11 protein-coding genes are annotated in these 13,676 nt (G+C 72.0%); 7 read left to right on the forward strand and 4 right to left on the reverse strand.

Going from position 1 to position 13,676, the window contains the following annotated elements; genetic code table 11:
- From ACH45E_RS33280 to ACH45E_RS33290, 3 genes are all read right to left on the reverse strand, one after another.
- Positions 1-257: transposase (locus tag ACH45E_RS33280; protein ID WP_361450258.1), on the reverse strand; the 257-nt coding region annotated here is incomplete at its 3' end.
- Entirely contained in the window at positions 229-3,144 is a 2,916-nt protein-coding gene (locus tag ACH45E_RS33285) for a ricin-type beta-trefoil lectin domain protein (protein ID WP_361450789.1), read from the reverse strand. The genes ACH45E_RS33280 and ACH45E_RS33285, both read right to left, overlap by 29 nt.
- A gap of 231 nt (positions 3,145-3,375) precedes the next feature.
- Complete coding sequence (locus ACH45E_RS33290) at positions 3,376-4,896, reverse strand: MFS transporter (protein WP_361450792.1); 1,521 nt, start codon at positions 4,894-4,896, stop codon at positions 3,376-3,378.
- Positions 4,897-5,110: 214 nt separating this feature from the next.
- On the opposite strand from ACH45E_RS33290, the gene ACH45E_RS33295 reads away from it, so the two are divergent.
- The 6 genes from ACH45E_RS33295 (at position 5,111) to nirD (ending at position 11,731) form a co-directional block, all read left to right on the forward strand.
- On the forward strand, positions 5,111-5,854 hold the full coding sequence (locus tag ACH45E_RS33295) for a TetR/AcrR family transcriptional regulator C-terminal domain-containing protein (protein ID WP_361450795.1): 744 nt from the start codon (positions 5,111-5,113) through the stop codon (positions 5,852-5,854).
- Between the two features lie 222 nt (positions 5,855-6,076).
- Positions 6,077-6,658, forward strand: coding sequence for a hypothetical protein (locus ACH45E_RS33300; RefSeq protein WP_361450798.1), 582 nt, complete (start codon positions 6,077-6,079; stop codon positions 6,656-6,658).
- Positions 6,659-6,786: 128 nt separating this feature from the next.
- Positions 6,787-7,407 (forward strand): class F sortase, encoded by a 621-nt coding sequence (locus ACH45E_RS33305; RefSeq protein ID WP_361450801.1) that lies wholly within the window; start codon positions 6,787-6,789, stop codon positions 7,405-7,407.
- A 144-nt stretch (positions 7,408-7,551) separates the two neighbouring features.
- Positions 7,552-8,769: an FAD-dependent oxidoreductase gene (locus tag ACH45E_RS33310; protein ID WP_361450804.1), complete on the forward strand. Its 1,218-nt coding sequence runs from the start codon at positions 7,552-7,554 to the stop codon at positions 8,767-8,769.
- Entirely contained in the window at positions 8,769-11,375 is a 2,607-nt protein-coding gene (gene nirB, locus ACH45E_RS33315; RefSeq protein ID WP_361450807.1) for a nitrite reductase large subunit NirB, read from the forward strand. Before ACH45E_RS33310 ends, nirB begins: the two co-directional genes overlap by 1 nt.
- Entirely contained in the window at positions 11,372-11,731 is a 360-nt protein-coding gene (nirD, locus tag ACH45E_RS33320) for a nitrite reductase small subunit NirD (protein WP_361450810.1), read from the forward strand. The genes nirB and nirD overlap by 4 nt, the downstream gene beginning before the upstream one ends.
- A gap of 20 nt (positions 11,732-11,751) precedes the next feature.
- Here nirD and ACH45E_RS33325 read toward each other — a convergent pair whose 3' ends face one another.
- The gene (locus ACH45E_RS33325) at positions 11,752-12,741 is read right to left on the reverse strand and encodes a DMT family transporter (protein ID WP_361450813.1); all 990 of its coding nucleotides are present in this window, start codon (positions 12,739-12,741) and stop codon (positions 11,752-11,754) included.
- An 80-nt stretch (positions 12,742-12,821) separates the two neighbouring features.
- Between ACH45E_RS33325 and ACH45E_RS33330 the strand changes: the two genes are divergently transcribed.
- The gene (locus ACH45E_RS33330) at positions 12,822-13,664 is read left to right on the forward strand and encodes an AraC family transcriptional regulator (protein WP_361450816.1); all 843 of its coding nucleotides are present in this window, start codon (positions 12,822-12,824) and stop codon (positions 13,662-13,664) included.
- The last annotated feature ends 12 nt before the right edge of the window (positions 13,665-13,676 follow it).

The raw sequence follows: 13,676 nt of genomic DNA on the forward strand, positions 1-13,676 counted from the left end.
ACCCTGGCCTTCGTCCACTCCGAGAAACGCCGGTGGGCTGTCGCTCCCGATGGTCCGAACGACGCAGACGGCAACTGCTGCCACGTGCAGCCCGAGGTGGTCACGAACACGATCGCGGCCAGCACCTCCCGGTCACCGTGCCGACGCCGGCCACCACCTTGAGGCCGCGAAGGAGCCTCCGGCACCACTCGCTGGAACAGCTCCCACAACTCGTCTGGCACCAGCCGCTCAACAATCCCCACCACGGCCCACAGCATAACGACTCGGCCAAATGAGATGACCTCTAAGGCTGGCCAGATCGCCAGCGGCGGCTGCGGCCTCCTCGAGGGCCCTGCTGGTGGCGCTCGACTTCGCCGCCGCGTTCGGGTCAGTTACGCGCGGAGCTTCGTCACTGGCCGATTCACCTTCTGCCCCGGGCCCGCAGTCACCGAGGAACGCTCCGCAAGCGGTGACAACGGCTGTCGTACCGCCCTCGAAGCACGCCGGACCGAAAATCCCTCCGGACTCCACAGTGCAGGCAGTCGCGGCAGAGTAGACAGTGACTGCCACCGCGGCAGTGGCCACGTACGGCGCTGCCTTGTCGATGGCGTGCCCCAGGCAGCCGAAGAAGCCGTGGCAGCCACCCCCACCACCGCCACCACCGGAGTGAGGCGAGGGCGGCGGCCCGGGCGAAGGGCTCGGGCTAGGCGAGGGGCTCGAAGTCGGGGCCGGAGAGGGGTGGGTGTGGGTATGGGTTTCGGCGCAGCCGCTCGACTCGCCGGCGTATTCACACAGCCCGCTCGGGTCGGAGCCGCTGGCCGGGTTGTCGCCGGCGTAGGCGTAGCCGCCCATCTGGTTGGGGTCGCCGGCCTCGAAGACCGGGTCGACGGTGAGGAAGCGGCCCAGAGTCGGGTCGTAGTTGCGGGCGCCCAGGAGGTTCAGGCCCGTCGTGGTGTCGTCCGGCTTGCCGAGGAAGCCGTGGTTCTCGTCGGGTGCCACCCAGGTGGACGGAGTGGTGCCCCTCGGGTTGCCGTACGGGTCGTAGTAGCGGCGTGTGGCCGCCAGGGTCGAGGCGTCCACCGCCGTCGTGGCCGTGCCCTGCCCGTTCGCCACCTGGTAGGTGACGCTGCCGGAGCTGGAACGGGTGATCGTCGTGCCGTCCGGGCTCGCGTAGTACCGCAGGCCCGTGCAGGTCTTCGCCGCGACGTCCAACGTCAACTGCTCGGCGCCGCCGAAGAGGTACAGGATGCGGGTCTTGTCCGTGCTGCCGACCGAAGCGGTCTGCTCCAGCAGGTTGCCGTCGGCGTCGTACAGGTACTTGCTGGTGCGGTCGGTGGTGCCGGACGGGGTCGAGACGGTCGCGGTGCGGCCCTCGGCGTCGTAAGTGAAGGTCTGCGTCTGGCCGGCGGCGAGTGCGCCCTTCTTGATCGTCGACCAGGTCTGGCCCTTGCCGCCGCATGTCGTCAGGGTCAGCTGGGTGCCCTTGGTGGCGCTCGCGCTGGGGTCGGTCAGGCACAGGGTGCTCTTGGCCGCGTTGACGAGGGTGCCAGTCGCTGTCAGGCGCCATTTCTGGGTGGCGTCGGCGGAACAGGTGTCAGCGACGACACCCGTGCCGGAAGTGGTGGCGTTGCCCGCGGTGTCCAGGCAGAAGCCGCCCGCCTTCACCGTGCCGTCGGTCGCGACCGTCCACTTCTGAGCCGCGGCCGACGAACAGGTGTTGACGTCGACCTTTGCGCCGGATCCCGTTTCCTCCACGCACAGCTTGCCGCCGCCGGTGAGGGTGAAGCCGGTGGTGATCGGTCCTGTCGTCTTCGTCGCACGGCTGACCGTGTTGCCGGCGTTCTTGCCGTTCGACTCCGTGTACGAAGGGGTCTGGGTGGCCGTCCCGCTGGCGGGGTTGCTGGTGGTGGTCGGGCCAGCCTGGTTGGGGTGGGTGGCGGACGTCGTGGCGTCCGTGCCCGGGTAGGTCGTGGCCTGCGTGGTGTCGGCCAGTGCGTTACCGGAGGTGTCGTGGTCGACCATGCCGGTGCGGTCGCCCAGCAGGTCGTAGGTATACGTCTGCCAGTACGGTGCCGGGCCGCCGACCGTCTTCGTCTTGACCGGTGCCGCGCTCGTCTGTACTGACGACGTCGTGCAGCCGCCGACCGCGCCCACCGGAGCACTGCTGGAGTCGCTGATGCCGGCCGTGTCCGTCCAGGCGGCGGTGAGGCGCTGGAAGGCGTCGTAGCTGAAGCACTGGGTGTCGTGGGTGGTGTTGTTCTGCAGGTCGTCGGTGGCGGTGAGTTCGCCTGCCTGGTTGTAGCGGTAGTTGACGACGTCCAGGGCGGTGGTGGAGGTCTGCACCATGCTGCTGGTCTGCGTGGTGCGGCCGGTGGTGGCGTCGTACTGGGCGAAGGTCACCAGTTCCTTGCCGACCGGGCCGTAGTTGGCCCGCAGGACCCGCCCGAAGGGGTCGTGGACCGTGCCGTCCAGGTAGTCGGGGGTGTCGGCGACGTTGATGGCACCGCCGAACCCGTCCAGCACGCCCTGCAGGGTGTAGCCGTAGCCGACGCGCTCGGCGGGCAGTCCGCCGTCCGCCTTGTAGTCGATGGTCGCCAGCAGGCCCGTGGTCGGGGTGTAGGAGGAGGCCAGACTGTAGGTGACCGTGCCGCTGTCCTTGCCCGCGGTACCCGGGAAGCCGTCGGCGGACGGGATCGTGAGCGTCGAACCCAGCGGCTGGTACGCGGTGTTGTAGCCAGTGACCGCCTCGGTGTACGCCTTGCCGCTCGCGCCGCCCACGTACCGGGTCGAGGATGTCGGGTAGCCCTTGGCGAGCGTGTCGTAGAGCCGGGAGGTGAGCTGCTTCGCCGGGTCGGGGGTGGCCGACCACGGCGCGGCGTACTCGGCGGTGAGGCGGTTGTCCCAGTCGTAGCTGTACGACAGCACCTGACCGCGCGGGTCGGTGGTCTGCTGAAGGTTGCCCAGGACATCGTACTTGTCGAAGGTCGTCGTGCCCGCGTCGGGGTCGGACTGGGAGGTCTTCTCGCCGAGCAGGTCGTACTTGTAGGACCACGTGTTGCCGGCGCTGTCGCCGATCGTCTCCACGTGGCCGGCGGGCGTGTAGGTGTAACGGGTGGTGGCGTCGGCAGCCGGGACCGCGCCTGCCGTGCCCTGCTTCCACGGCATCGCGCTGCCGTCGCTGCCGACGATCGCGATGGTGGAGTCGGCTCGGATCTGGAGGGTCGCGCCGGTGGTCGCGGCCAGGCCGGTGGACCACTTGGAGGTGCCGGACGCGGTGTAGACGGCGAGGTTTCCGTCCGTGCCGAACTGGGCGTAGGCGCCGGCGTTACCGCTCGTGCACGTGCGCGAGAGGGCCGGTGCCTGTTCAGGCGCCGGCCCTCTCGTGCGAGGCCTCGGTCAGGCGACCAACTCCGGCTCCTGCGCCGGGGATTCGGCCGACTGCTGCGGCTTGGTGTCGCGCATCATCAGGGTGGCCAGGACGGCCGCCGCGAGGACGCCGGCCGCGCTGAGGGTGAAGGTGGTGGACATCGCGGAGGTGAAGGCCTCGCGAGCCGAGTGCAGGAGGGCCGGGTCGGTGGTGGTGAAGGCGCCGGCGATGGACTGGCGGGCCGCGGTGGGGGCGTTGGAGGGCATGCGGTGCGTGTAGCCGCTCGAGAGGAGGGAGCCGAGGATCGCGATGCCGAGGGCGGTGCCGGCCTGCTGGATGGTGTCGTTCAGGGCCGAGCCGACGCCCGCCTTGTCCGCCGGGATGGTACCCATCAGCGCGCCGACCGCGGCCGGCATCGCCATGCCCGCGCCGAGGCCGAGGAGGCCGAGGGCGATCGCCGGGACGGTGAAGCCGGAGCCGGCGTCGACCGTGGTCAGCAGGGCGAAGCAGGCGACCATCACCAGCATGCCGGTGAGGATCACGAAGCGGTTGCCGATCTTGGCGGCGAGCTTGACGCCTCCCGTGTTGCCGATCAGCGCGGTCACCGCCAGCGGCAGGAAGGCCAGGCCCGCCTTGATGGGCGAGTAGCCGAGGACGAACTGGAGGTACTGGGTCAGGACCAGCAGCAGACCGCCGTTGCCGATCTGGACCAGGGCCAGGGAGAGCGAACCACCGCTGAAGTTGCGGTGCTTGAAGAGGGACAGCGGGACCATCGGGGCGGTGGTCACGTTCTGCCAGACGACGAAGCCGGTGAGGGTGGCGACCGCGGTCGCGAGGGTGAGCAGGGAGCGGCCCGCGAACGCGCCGTGCTGCGGGATCTCGGTGATCCACCAGACCAGGGCGGTCATCCCGGTGGCGGAGAGCACCGCGCCCAGCGGATCGGCCTTCTGCCAGGGCGCCTTGGACTCCGGCATGAGGAGCAGGCCCGCGGCTACGGCCAGGGCGACGACCGGCACGTTGAGGAAGAAGATCGAGTGCCAGGAGAAGTGGTCGATCAGCACGCCGCCGAGGATCGGGCTGCCCACCAGGCCGAGCATCGACACCGAACCCCACGCGGCCATCGCCTTGCCGCGTTCCTCCTCGTCGAAGACGGTGATGAGGATCGACAGGGTGGAGGGCATGATCAGCGCGCCGCCGACGCCCATCGCGACCCGCGCCGCGATCACTTCACCGGGGTTGGCGCAGAAGACCGCGGCCAGTGACGCCGCCCCGAACAGCAGCAGGCCGATCAGCATCACCTTCCGGCGGCCGAAGCGGTCACCGAGGCTGCCCGAGGTGAGCAGCAGGCCGGCGAAGACCAGGATGTAGGAGTCGAGGATCCACTGGGTCTGCTGGGCGCTCGCCCCGAGGTCCTCGGTCATCGAGGGCACCGCGACGGTCAGGGCCATGCTGTCGATCACCAGGACCAGCGTGCTCAGGCACAGCACGACGAGGATCCACCAGCGGCGGGGGTCGCGCGGCTGCCTCGAGTTCTCCTTCAGGGCTTCCATCGGTCTTCCTCCCGGTTGACGCATACGCGCACCTGCACACTGTGCGCACCGTGCGCACACTGTTCCCGTCTTGCGAACACCGTTCCGTCGGCGTCTGCGAACACTGTACGCACGGCGGAACAGTGTGCGCAACCCCGATCGCTGTACGCTGGACGCGCACGATGTACGCAGACGGGCCCGTCGGGGATGGGCGCGAGAGCCGTAGAGGAGCCTCATGGCCGCCAAGGCGAAGACGACGCAACCGGACCCGGTCCCCTCCGTCTGGGCCCGCCGGCGCCGCGAACCCGACCAGCCCGGCCTCAGCCGGGAGGCGATCGTCCGCGAGGCGATCGTCATGCTGGACGCCGAGGGAGTGGACGCGCTGAGCATGCGCAAGCTCGGCGCCCGACTGAACGCCGGCGCGACCTCCCTCTACCGGCACGTGGCCACCAAGGACGAGCTGATGGAGCTGGCCGTGGACGAGGTCGCCGCCGAGACCCACGTACCGCCCGCGGACAGCCCCGACTGGCGGGCCGCCGTCAGCGAGGCCGCGAACTCCTTCCGGGCGACGGCGCTCAAACACCCCTGGCTGTCCTCGGTCATCGGCCAGGCCGGCCTCACCTACCTCGGCCCCAACCTGATGACCTACTTCGAGCGACTGGCCGCGCTGTTCACGACGATCGGCTTCCCCGAGCCGCGGGGCGCGATCGACGCGGTGCTGTCCTACACGCTCGGCATGAGCACCACGGAGGCCGCCTGGCTCACCACGGTCGCCCGCTCCGGGCACGGCGAGGACGAGTTCGTCGCCCGGCTGCTTCCCGACGTCCAGCAGGCCGCGGCCGGCCGCGACCACCTCGCCGAGTCCTACGCCGAGGCCTCCGCGGCGGCGGAGGACCCCGTGCGGGTGCGCGACGCCAAGTTCGCCTACGGCCTGGACGTCGTCCTGGACGGGCTGGCGCTGAGGCTGCCGCAGGGTTAGGGGGCCCGGCGCCCAGACGTTCACCCCGGGGCGCCCGGCCGTTCGGGTGCTCTTGTTCGGGGGCTGTCGTACGCCCGTGACCTGCCGGAACGCCGCTCGGCGGGCCGGGCGGTGACACCCGTTCATCCCATCCCCCGGCCTTCGCTCGACAAGCGCGCGCGGCCATGTGCCACTTACCTCGGAAGAGCACGTCAAGGAGTCGGACGAGCTCGAGGGAGCACCATGCGTCGCACCGCCCGTCTGCTGACCGGTACCGCGCTCGCCGCCGCCAGCGCCGGGCTGGCCACCACGCCCGCGTACGCCGGGAACACCACCGGGCTCGACGTGTACCCGTCCACCGTGGCACCCGGCGACACGGTCACGGTGAACACGGCGGCCTGCGCGGGGCGCGGCGCGGCGGCCGGGGACGCCACCGCGGTGGGTGCCGGAACGTTCATGCTGGCGCCCAGTACGCACGAGGGCGAGGCGATCGGGCAGTTCCGGGTGCCGCCGAGCGCCCAGCAGGGGACGTACGAGATCGTCGCGCGGTGCGCCGAGGGCGGTACGGCCGGCAAGGGCGGCGAGACCGGTGACTCCGGTACGGGCGGCGCGGCCGAGGACGGCAAGCGGGTGACGGGCGACCTGGTGGTGACGCTGGTGACGGCACGCGACCAGCTGCAGCCGCACGGAAGTGTGAAGACGGGGGTCGGGGGCGCACTGGGCTCCGACCCCACGCATACCACGGCGGGTGTGGCGGCTCTGGCCGTCGCCGCCGCGGGCGGTACCTGGCTCCTGCATCGCCGGGCGAGAGGCGACGGGTTCTGACGGACACCCTCCGCTGTCCGTCAGCCGGTACCGCAACCCCCTCCCCCTCCGGGCCCGATGCCCCTCGTGGCCCGGAGGGGGAAGGGGGTCCAGCTCCAGGAAGGGATTCGGGAAGGGGCCCGGGAAACATGCGCAGGATCGGGGACACCGCGATAACAGCGGTCACCGTGGCCGCCCTGGGCTCCGGCGTGTGGCTGCTGGGCAGCGGCTACGGGACCCACGCCCCGCCCCAGCCGTCCGCCGTGGAGGGCCGCCCCGATCCGGCCGAGGAGCGGCTCGCGTCCCCCGCGCTGGCGCCCTCGCCGCCCACCCGTATCCGCATCCCCGCGATCCGGGTGAACGCCCCGCTGATGGGGCTGGGCCTGACGGGTTCGGGCAGCCTGGACGTGCCGCCCGCGGGGAACAAGAACCTCGCCGGCTGGTACGAGGCCGGCACCAGCCCCGGCGAGCGGGGCACCGCGATCGTCGCCGGGCACGTCGACAACACCGAGGGCCCCGCCGTCTTCTACGACCTCGGCGCCCTCAGGCGCGGCGCCGCGATCGAGATCGCCCGGCAGGACGGGAGCGTGGCCGTGTTCACCGTGGACGCGGTGGAGGTGTACTCGGCGCGGAACTTCCCCGACGAGAAGGTGTACGGCGCGGCGAAGCGCCCCGAGCTGCGGGTGATCACCTGCGGTGGCGGCTATTCGAAGACGACCGGGTACCAGGGGAACGTGGTCGTGTTCGCCCACCTGACGGGGAGCCGCTAGCGGGGAGCCGCCAGCACCTCACAGCGGCGCACGACCCGCTCCCAGGCCCCTCACACCCCCACCCCACCCCCGCTGAGGGCAGCGTTCCCCGCGGGAAACAGATGTGATGCGGCCGGGTAACGTCCGCACCGCACGCTCAAGGGCATGACCTCGAATACGCGTGTGGTGGTGATCGGCGCCGGCCTCGCGGGCGTACGGCTCGCCCGGCGGCTCGGTGAGCTCGGCACGCCCGCGCTGCTCGTGGGCGAGGAGGAGCAGCGCCCGTACAACCGGGTGCTGCTCGCCGAGGTGCTGGCCGGCCGTTACGCACCCGAGGTGATCGCCCTCCCGGCGTTCGACGGCCTGCTCCGCACCCGGGTCACCGGAATCGACCGCGCCGCACGTCAGGTGCGCTGCGCGGACGGCTCGGAGATCGCATACGACGCGCTGGTCCTGGCCACCGGCTCCAACCCCGTACTCCCGCCGCTGCGCGGCCTGTTCACCCCGGACCACGAACTCCCCGAGGGCGTGCACGCGTTCCGCACGATGGACGACTGCCTGGGCCTGTCCAAGGCGGTCCGGCCGGGTGTGCGGGCGGTCGTCATCGGCGGCGGGCTGCTCGGGGTGTCCGCGGCCCGGGCGCTCGCGGTGCGCGGCGCGCAGGTCGTACTCGCCCAGCAGGGCGAACGACTGATGGAGCGTCAGCTCGACCCGGCCGCCTCGAAGCTCGTCCGGCGCCATCTGGAGGATTTGGGTGCCGAGGTGCACACCGAGTGCCGGGTGCGGGACGTGCGCTGCGTGGCCGGCGCGGTCCGCTCGGTGGAGATGGCCGACGGCTACGCCCTCGACGCCGACCTCGTGGTCCTGGCCTGCGGGGTGCACCCGCGCACCGGTCTCGCCCAGGACGCCGGGCTCGCTGTCCGCAAGGGCATCCTGGTCGACGACGAACTGCGCACCTCCGACCCGCACATCCACGCGATCGGTGACTGCGCCCAGCACGACGGCACGGTGTACGGCCTCGCCGCCCCGGCCCTCGAACAGGCCGAGGCACTGGCCGAGTTGCTCGCCGGCCGCGCCGGCGCCCGCTACACCGGCACCCGTTCACTGACCCGGCTCACCCTGACCGGGCCGGACTCCCCCTTCGACCTCGCCGCCTTCGGGGAGCCCGAGCCGCGCCCCGGCGACGACGTCGTGCAGCTCACCGACGCCACCCGGGGCACCTACCGCAAGGTCGTCGTCCGCGACGACCGGCTGGTCGGCGGCGTCCTGGTCGGCGAACTCGGCACCGTCGGCGCGCTCGCCCGCGCCTGGGAGGGAGCAGAGCCGCTCCCCACGGACGGCGGCCCCCTGCTCCACCTGCTCACCAACGATGGAGGCTCCTGATGACCGCCACCCTGGGGGCCACCCCCACGATCGTGCTCGTCGGCCACGGCATGGTCGGCCAGCGCTTCCTCGAAGCGCTCGCCGAGCGCGGCCTGACCGCCACGCACCGCGTGGTCGTGCTGTGCGAGGAGCCGCGTCCCGCCTATGACCGCGTGGCGCTCACCTCGTACTTCTCGGGCAGGACGCCCGAGGACCTGTCCATGACCGACATGGAGTTCATCGACACGCACGGCATCGAGCTGTACGTCGGCGACCCGGCGGAGACGATCGACCGCGAGGCGAGGAAGGTCACGGCCAGGTCGGGTCAGGTCTTCGGATACGACACGCTCGTCCTCGCCACCGGCTCGTACCCCTTCGTGCCGCCGGTCCCGAACAAGGACGCCGAGGGCTGTTTCGTCTACCGCACGATCGAGGACCTGTTCGCGATCGAGGAGTACGCGAAGACGGCCCGGGTGGGCGCCGTGGTCGGCGGTGGTCTGCTCGGTCTCGAGGCGGCCGGTGCGCTGAAGGGTCTCGGACTCACCTCGCACATCGTGGAGTTCGCGCCGCGCCTGATGCCGGTGCAGGTCGACGACGGCGGCGGCGCCGCGCTGCTGCGCACCATCGAGGACATGGGCCTGACCGTGCACACCGGCGTGGGCACGCAGGAGGTCGTGGTCGACTCCGCGGGTGCCGTCACCGGTATGAAGCTGTCCGACGGCTCCGAACTCGCCACCGACCTGGTGGTGTTCTCCGCCGGTGTCCGCCCCCGCGACCAGCTCGCCCGCGACTGCGGCCTCACGGTCGGCGAGCGCGGCGGCATCACGGTCGACGAGCAGTGCCGCACGGTCGCCGACCCGCACGTGTTCGCGATCGGCGAGTGCGCGCTGGCGGCGGACGGCCGGGTGTACGGGCTGGTGGCGCCTGGGTACGAGCAGGCGGAGACGGCCGCGGCGACCATCGCGGACGACGAGGCGGCGTTCACCGGCGCCGACCTGTCCACCAAGCTCAAGCTCCTCGGCGTGGACGTGGCCTCCTTCGGCGACGCGCACGGCGCGACCGCGGACTGCCTGGACGTCGTCTACTCCGACTCCCGCGCGGGCCTGTACAAGAAGCTGGTCATCGGCCGGGACGGCACACTGCTCGGCGGCATCCTGGTCGGCGACGCGGACGCGTACGGCACCCTGCGCGCGCTGACCGGCTCGGTGCCCCCGATCTCCCCCGAGTCGCTCGTCCTGCCCGCCGGAGCCGGCGGCGGCGCCCAGCTGGGCCCGTCCGCCCTCCCGGACGAGGCGATCATCTGCTCCTGCCACAACGTCAGCAAGGGCGCCATCCGGGGCGCGGTCACCGAGCACAGCTGCACCACCGTGCCCGAGGTGAAGAAGTGCACCAAGGCCGGTACCGGCTGCGGCAGTTGTGTGAAGGTGCTCGGCCAGCTGGTCACCGCCGAACTGGAGGCGAGCGGCGTCGAGGTCGACAAGGGCCTGTGCGGCTGCTTCTCCCAGACCCGCGAGGAGCTGTACGAGATCGTCCTCGCCCTGCGCGTCACCTCGTACCAGGACCTGCTGGACCGGTACGGCCGCGAGGGCGCCCGGGGCGGTGACGGCTGCGAGGTCTGCAAGCCGGCGGTCGGCTCGATCATCGCCTCCCTCGCCCCGACGATCGGCGCGAGCGGCTACGTCCTGGACGGCGAGCAGGCGGCCCTCCAGGACAGCAACGACCACTTCCTCGCCAACCTCCAGAAGAACGGCTCGTATTCGGTCGTGCCGCGCATCCCCGGCGGCGAGATCGCTCCGGAGAAGCTGATCGTGATCGGCGAGATCGCCCGGGACTTCGGCCTCTACACGAAGATCACCGGCGGTCAGCGGATCGACATGTTCGGCGCCCGCGTGGAGCAACTGCCGCTGATCTGGGCGCGGCTGGTGGACGCCGGCTTCGAGTCCGGGCACGCCTACGGCAAGTCGCTGCGCACGGTGAAGTCCTGCGTGGGCCAGACCTGGTGCCGCTACGGCGTGCAGGACTCCGTGCGGATGGCGATCGACCTGGAGCTGCGCTACCGAGGGCTGCGCTCCCCGCACAAGCTCAAGTCCGCGGTCTCCGGCTGCGCCCGGGAGTGCGCGGAGGCCCAGTCGAAGGACTTCGGCGTGATCGCCACCTCCAACGGCTGGAACCTGTACGTCGGCGGCAACGGCGGCGCGACCCCGCGCCACGCGGACCTGCTGGCCCAGGACCTGTCCGACGCCGAACTGATCCGTCTGATCGACCGGTTCCTGATGTTCTACATCCGCACCGCCGACCGTCTGGAGCGCACCTCCACCTGGCTGGAGCGGATCCCTGGCGGCCTGGACCACGTACGGGACGTGGTGGTGGAGGACTCGCTCGGCATCTGCGAGGAGTTGGAGGCGCTGATGACGGCGCACGTCGGCGGCTACCGCGACGAGTGGGCCGAGACCATCAACGATCCCGAGAAGCTGGCCCGGTTCGTGTCCTTCGTGAACGCCCCGGACACCCCCGACCCGGTCGTCGGGTTCGTCCCCGAACGCGACCAGATGAAGCCCGACCTGCCGCTGCTGTCCATCGGCATGCGCCCCACCGAAGACATTCTGGAAGGAAGCGCCCAGCGATGACCCTGGCACCCGAGACCACCGACCTGAAGATCCAGCTCCGCGTGGACGCCGAGGCCGACGACTGGTTCACGGTCTGCGACCTGGGCGCCCTCACCCCGGGCCGCGGTGTGGCCGCGCTGCTGCCGGACGGCCGCCAGGTCGCCCTGTTCCGCGACCGGAACGGCCAGCTGTACGGCGTCGACAACCGCGATCCGTTCGGCGGCGCGGCGGTCCTCTCCCGCGGCCTGACCGGCACCTACCAGGGCCGGCCGTTCGTCGCCTCCCCGCTGCTGAAGCAGCGCTTCGACCTGGCCAGCGGGGAGTGCCTGGACGACGAGTCGGTGACGATCGCCGCGTACGAGGTACGGGCCTCCTGAGGCTGCTGTCCGGCTGACGCTCAGGTCCGGCCGCCGCGCCGCCCGCGCGCGGCGGCCAGGACCGCTCCCGCCACCAGGATCCCGGCGCCCGCCGACTGGGTGCCCGTGAAGGACTCCCCGAGGAAGACGGCGGCGCACAGCGTGCCGATGGCGGGGACGAGGAACATCATCAGCGAGGCGGACGCGGGCCCCACCGCCTTCACGCCCCGGTAGTACAGCAGGTTGGCGAGGGCCGCCGGGCCGAGGGCCAGGAAGACGACGTTCAGCCATACGCCGGTGCCCGCGCCCGACCAGTCGGTGTGGCCCCAGTCCGGGGCGGAGTACACACCGAGCAGCAGGGCGCCCGCCACGGTCGCGTAGGTGGTCGCCCGCAGCGGCTCGATGCCCGCCAGTACCCGCGGCCCCAGCAGTGTGAACGCCGCCCAGCAGGCCGCGGCGGCGAGGAACAGCAGGTCACCGGCGAGCCGGCCGCCTCCGCCGCCCGCCGCGCCGCCCGCACCGAGGAAGAACACCACCGCGCCCGCCAGGCCGAGCACGAGCCCGGCCACTCGTCCCACGGACGCCGTCTCCCGCCCGGCCAGCAGTACGACGGCCGAGGTCAGCACGGGGCTCAGCACCGGGATGATCAGGCTGCCGTCCATGGCGGGCGCCAGGGACAGGCCCCAGAAGAAGCAGACGTTGTAGACGAAGACGCCGAGCACCCCGGCCATCGCCGCCCGCCCGCGCTCCCGCCACCCCGGCCTCGTCCGCCGGTCGGCGGACAGCCGCAGCGCGACCAGCAGGGCCAGCGCGCCGCCGCCGAAGCGGAGGAACGCGGCGACGGAGTGCGGGACCTGGTCGACGACTTCCTTGGAGGAGGCGAAGGCGCAGCCCCACAGCACCATGGTGACGGTGAGCAGGAGGTGCGCCGGAGGGCCTTCGGAGCCGGGCCGCGCCGCCCCTGAGGACGCAGCTGTCGTGGACCCGGATGCGGACCCGGACTCGTACTCGGACTCGGACTCGGTGCTCATGGGCCGAGCCTGCCGCCCGCGCCGGACGGCGGTCTTGAACGCTCGTGCGGGCCCCGCACACCGCGTCGCACAATGGGCGCATGCACGGCGAGGCCTGGGCCCGGTACTGGCGTGATCCCGAGCGTCCGCTGGAGGCGATGCACGCCCACTTCTACGAGCACGTCTACGCCCCGCACCGCCATGACACGTACTCCTTCGGCTTCACCGAGGAGGGCGCCCAGCGCTTCCACTGCCGGGGCGCCTCGCACGTCAGCGGGGCGGGCATGGTGATGGCGTTCAACCCGGACGAGCCGCACGACGGGCAGTCCTCCTCCGAGCTCGGCTACCAGTACCGGATCGTGCACCTCGGCCCCGACCTGGTCGGCGCGGTCCTCGCGGACGCGGCGGACGGCGCCGGGGGGCCCGCCCCGCTGCCCCTCTTCGCCGCACCGGCCTTCCACGACCCGGTGCTCAGCCGTGCCCTGACCCGGCTGCACGCCGCCCTCACCGGCGGCGCGGAAGACCTCGTACGCGACGAACGGCTGACGGCCGCGGTCACGGCGATGGCCGCCCGGGGCGCGACCCGCCCGGCGCGCACCCGGCTGCTGTCCGCGCCGGGCGAGCAGACCCGGGCGGCGCGCCGGGCCCGGGACATGCTGCGCGACCGCTTCGCCGAGCAGCTGTCCGCGCGGGACCTGGCGGACGCGGCGGGGGTGAGCCGTTTCGCGCTGTACCGGGCGTTCCGCGAGGAGTACGGCATGGCACCCAGCGACTACCAGCGCCACCTGCGCCTCAGCCGGGCCCGGCAGCTGCTCGCGGCCGGCCGGCCGGCGTCCCTCGCGGCGGCGGAGACCGGCTTCGCGGACCAGAGCCACCTGCACCGCTGGTTCGTCCGCAGCTACGGGGTGACGCCGGGGGTGTTCCAGCGGGCGGCCTGGCCGTGATCGACCGGTCGT

It is taken from the genome of Streptomyces sp. NPDC020299, from assembly GCF_044387825.1.
Taxonomy (GTDB): domain Bacteria; phylum Actinomycetota; class Actinomycetes; order Streptomycetales; family Streptomycetaceae; genus Streptomyces.

Excerpts from the sequence above, each read along its gene's own strand:
- ACH45E_RS33305 (WP_361450801.1), top strand. The coding sequence starts at position 6,787 with ATGCGCAGGATCGGGGACACCGCGATAACAGCGGTCACCGTGGCCGCC.
- ACH45E_RS33325 (WP_361450813.1), bottom strand. The coding sequence starts at position 12,741 with ATGAGCACCGAGTCCGAGTCCGAGTACGAGTCCGGGTCCGCATCCGGG.
- ACH45E_RS33300 (WP_361450798.1), top strand. The coding sequence starts at position 6,077 with ATGCGTCGCACCGCCCGTCTGCTGACCGGTACCGCGCTCGCCGCCGCC.
- ACH45E_RS33290 (WP_361450792.1), bottom strand. The coding sequence starts at position 4,896 with ATGGAAGCCCTGAAGGAGAACTCGAGGCAGCCGCGCGACCCCCGCCGC.
- ACH45E_RS33285 (WP_361450789.1), bottom strand. The coding sequence starts at position 3,144 with ATGCCGTGGAAGCAGGGCACGGCAGGCGCGGTCCCGGCTGCCGACGCC.
- ACH45E_RS33295 (WP_361450795.1), top strand. The coding sequence starts at position 5,111 with ATGGCCGCCAAGGCGAAGACGACGCAACCGGACCCGGTCCCCTCCGTC.
- nirD (WP_361450810.1), top strand. The coding sequence starts at position 11,372 with ATGACCCTGGCACCCGAGACCACCGACCTGAAGATCCAGCTCCGCGTG.
- ACH45E_RS33310 (WP_361450804.1), top strand. The coding sequence starts at position 7,552 with ATGACCTCGAATACGCGTGTGGTGGTGATCGGCGCCGGCCTCGCGGGC.
- ACH45E_RS33330 (WP_361450816.1), top strand. The coding sequence starts at position 12,822 with ATGCACGGCGAGGCCTGGGCCCGGTACTGGCGTGATCCCGAGCGTCCG.
- nirB (WP_361450807.1), top strand. The coding sequence starts at position 8,769 with ATGACCGCCACCCTGGGGGCCACCCCCACGATCGTGCTCGTCGGCCAC.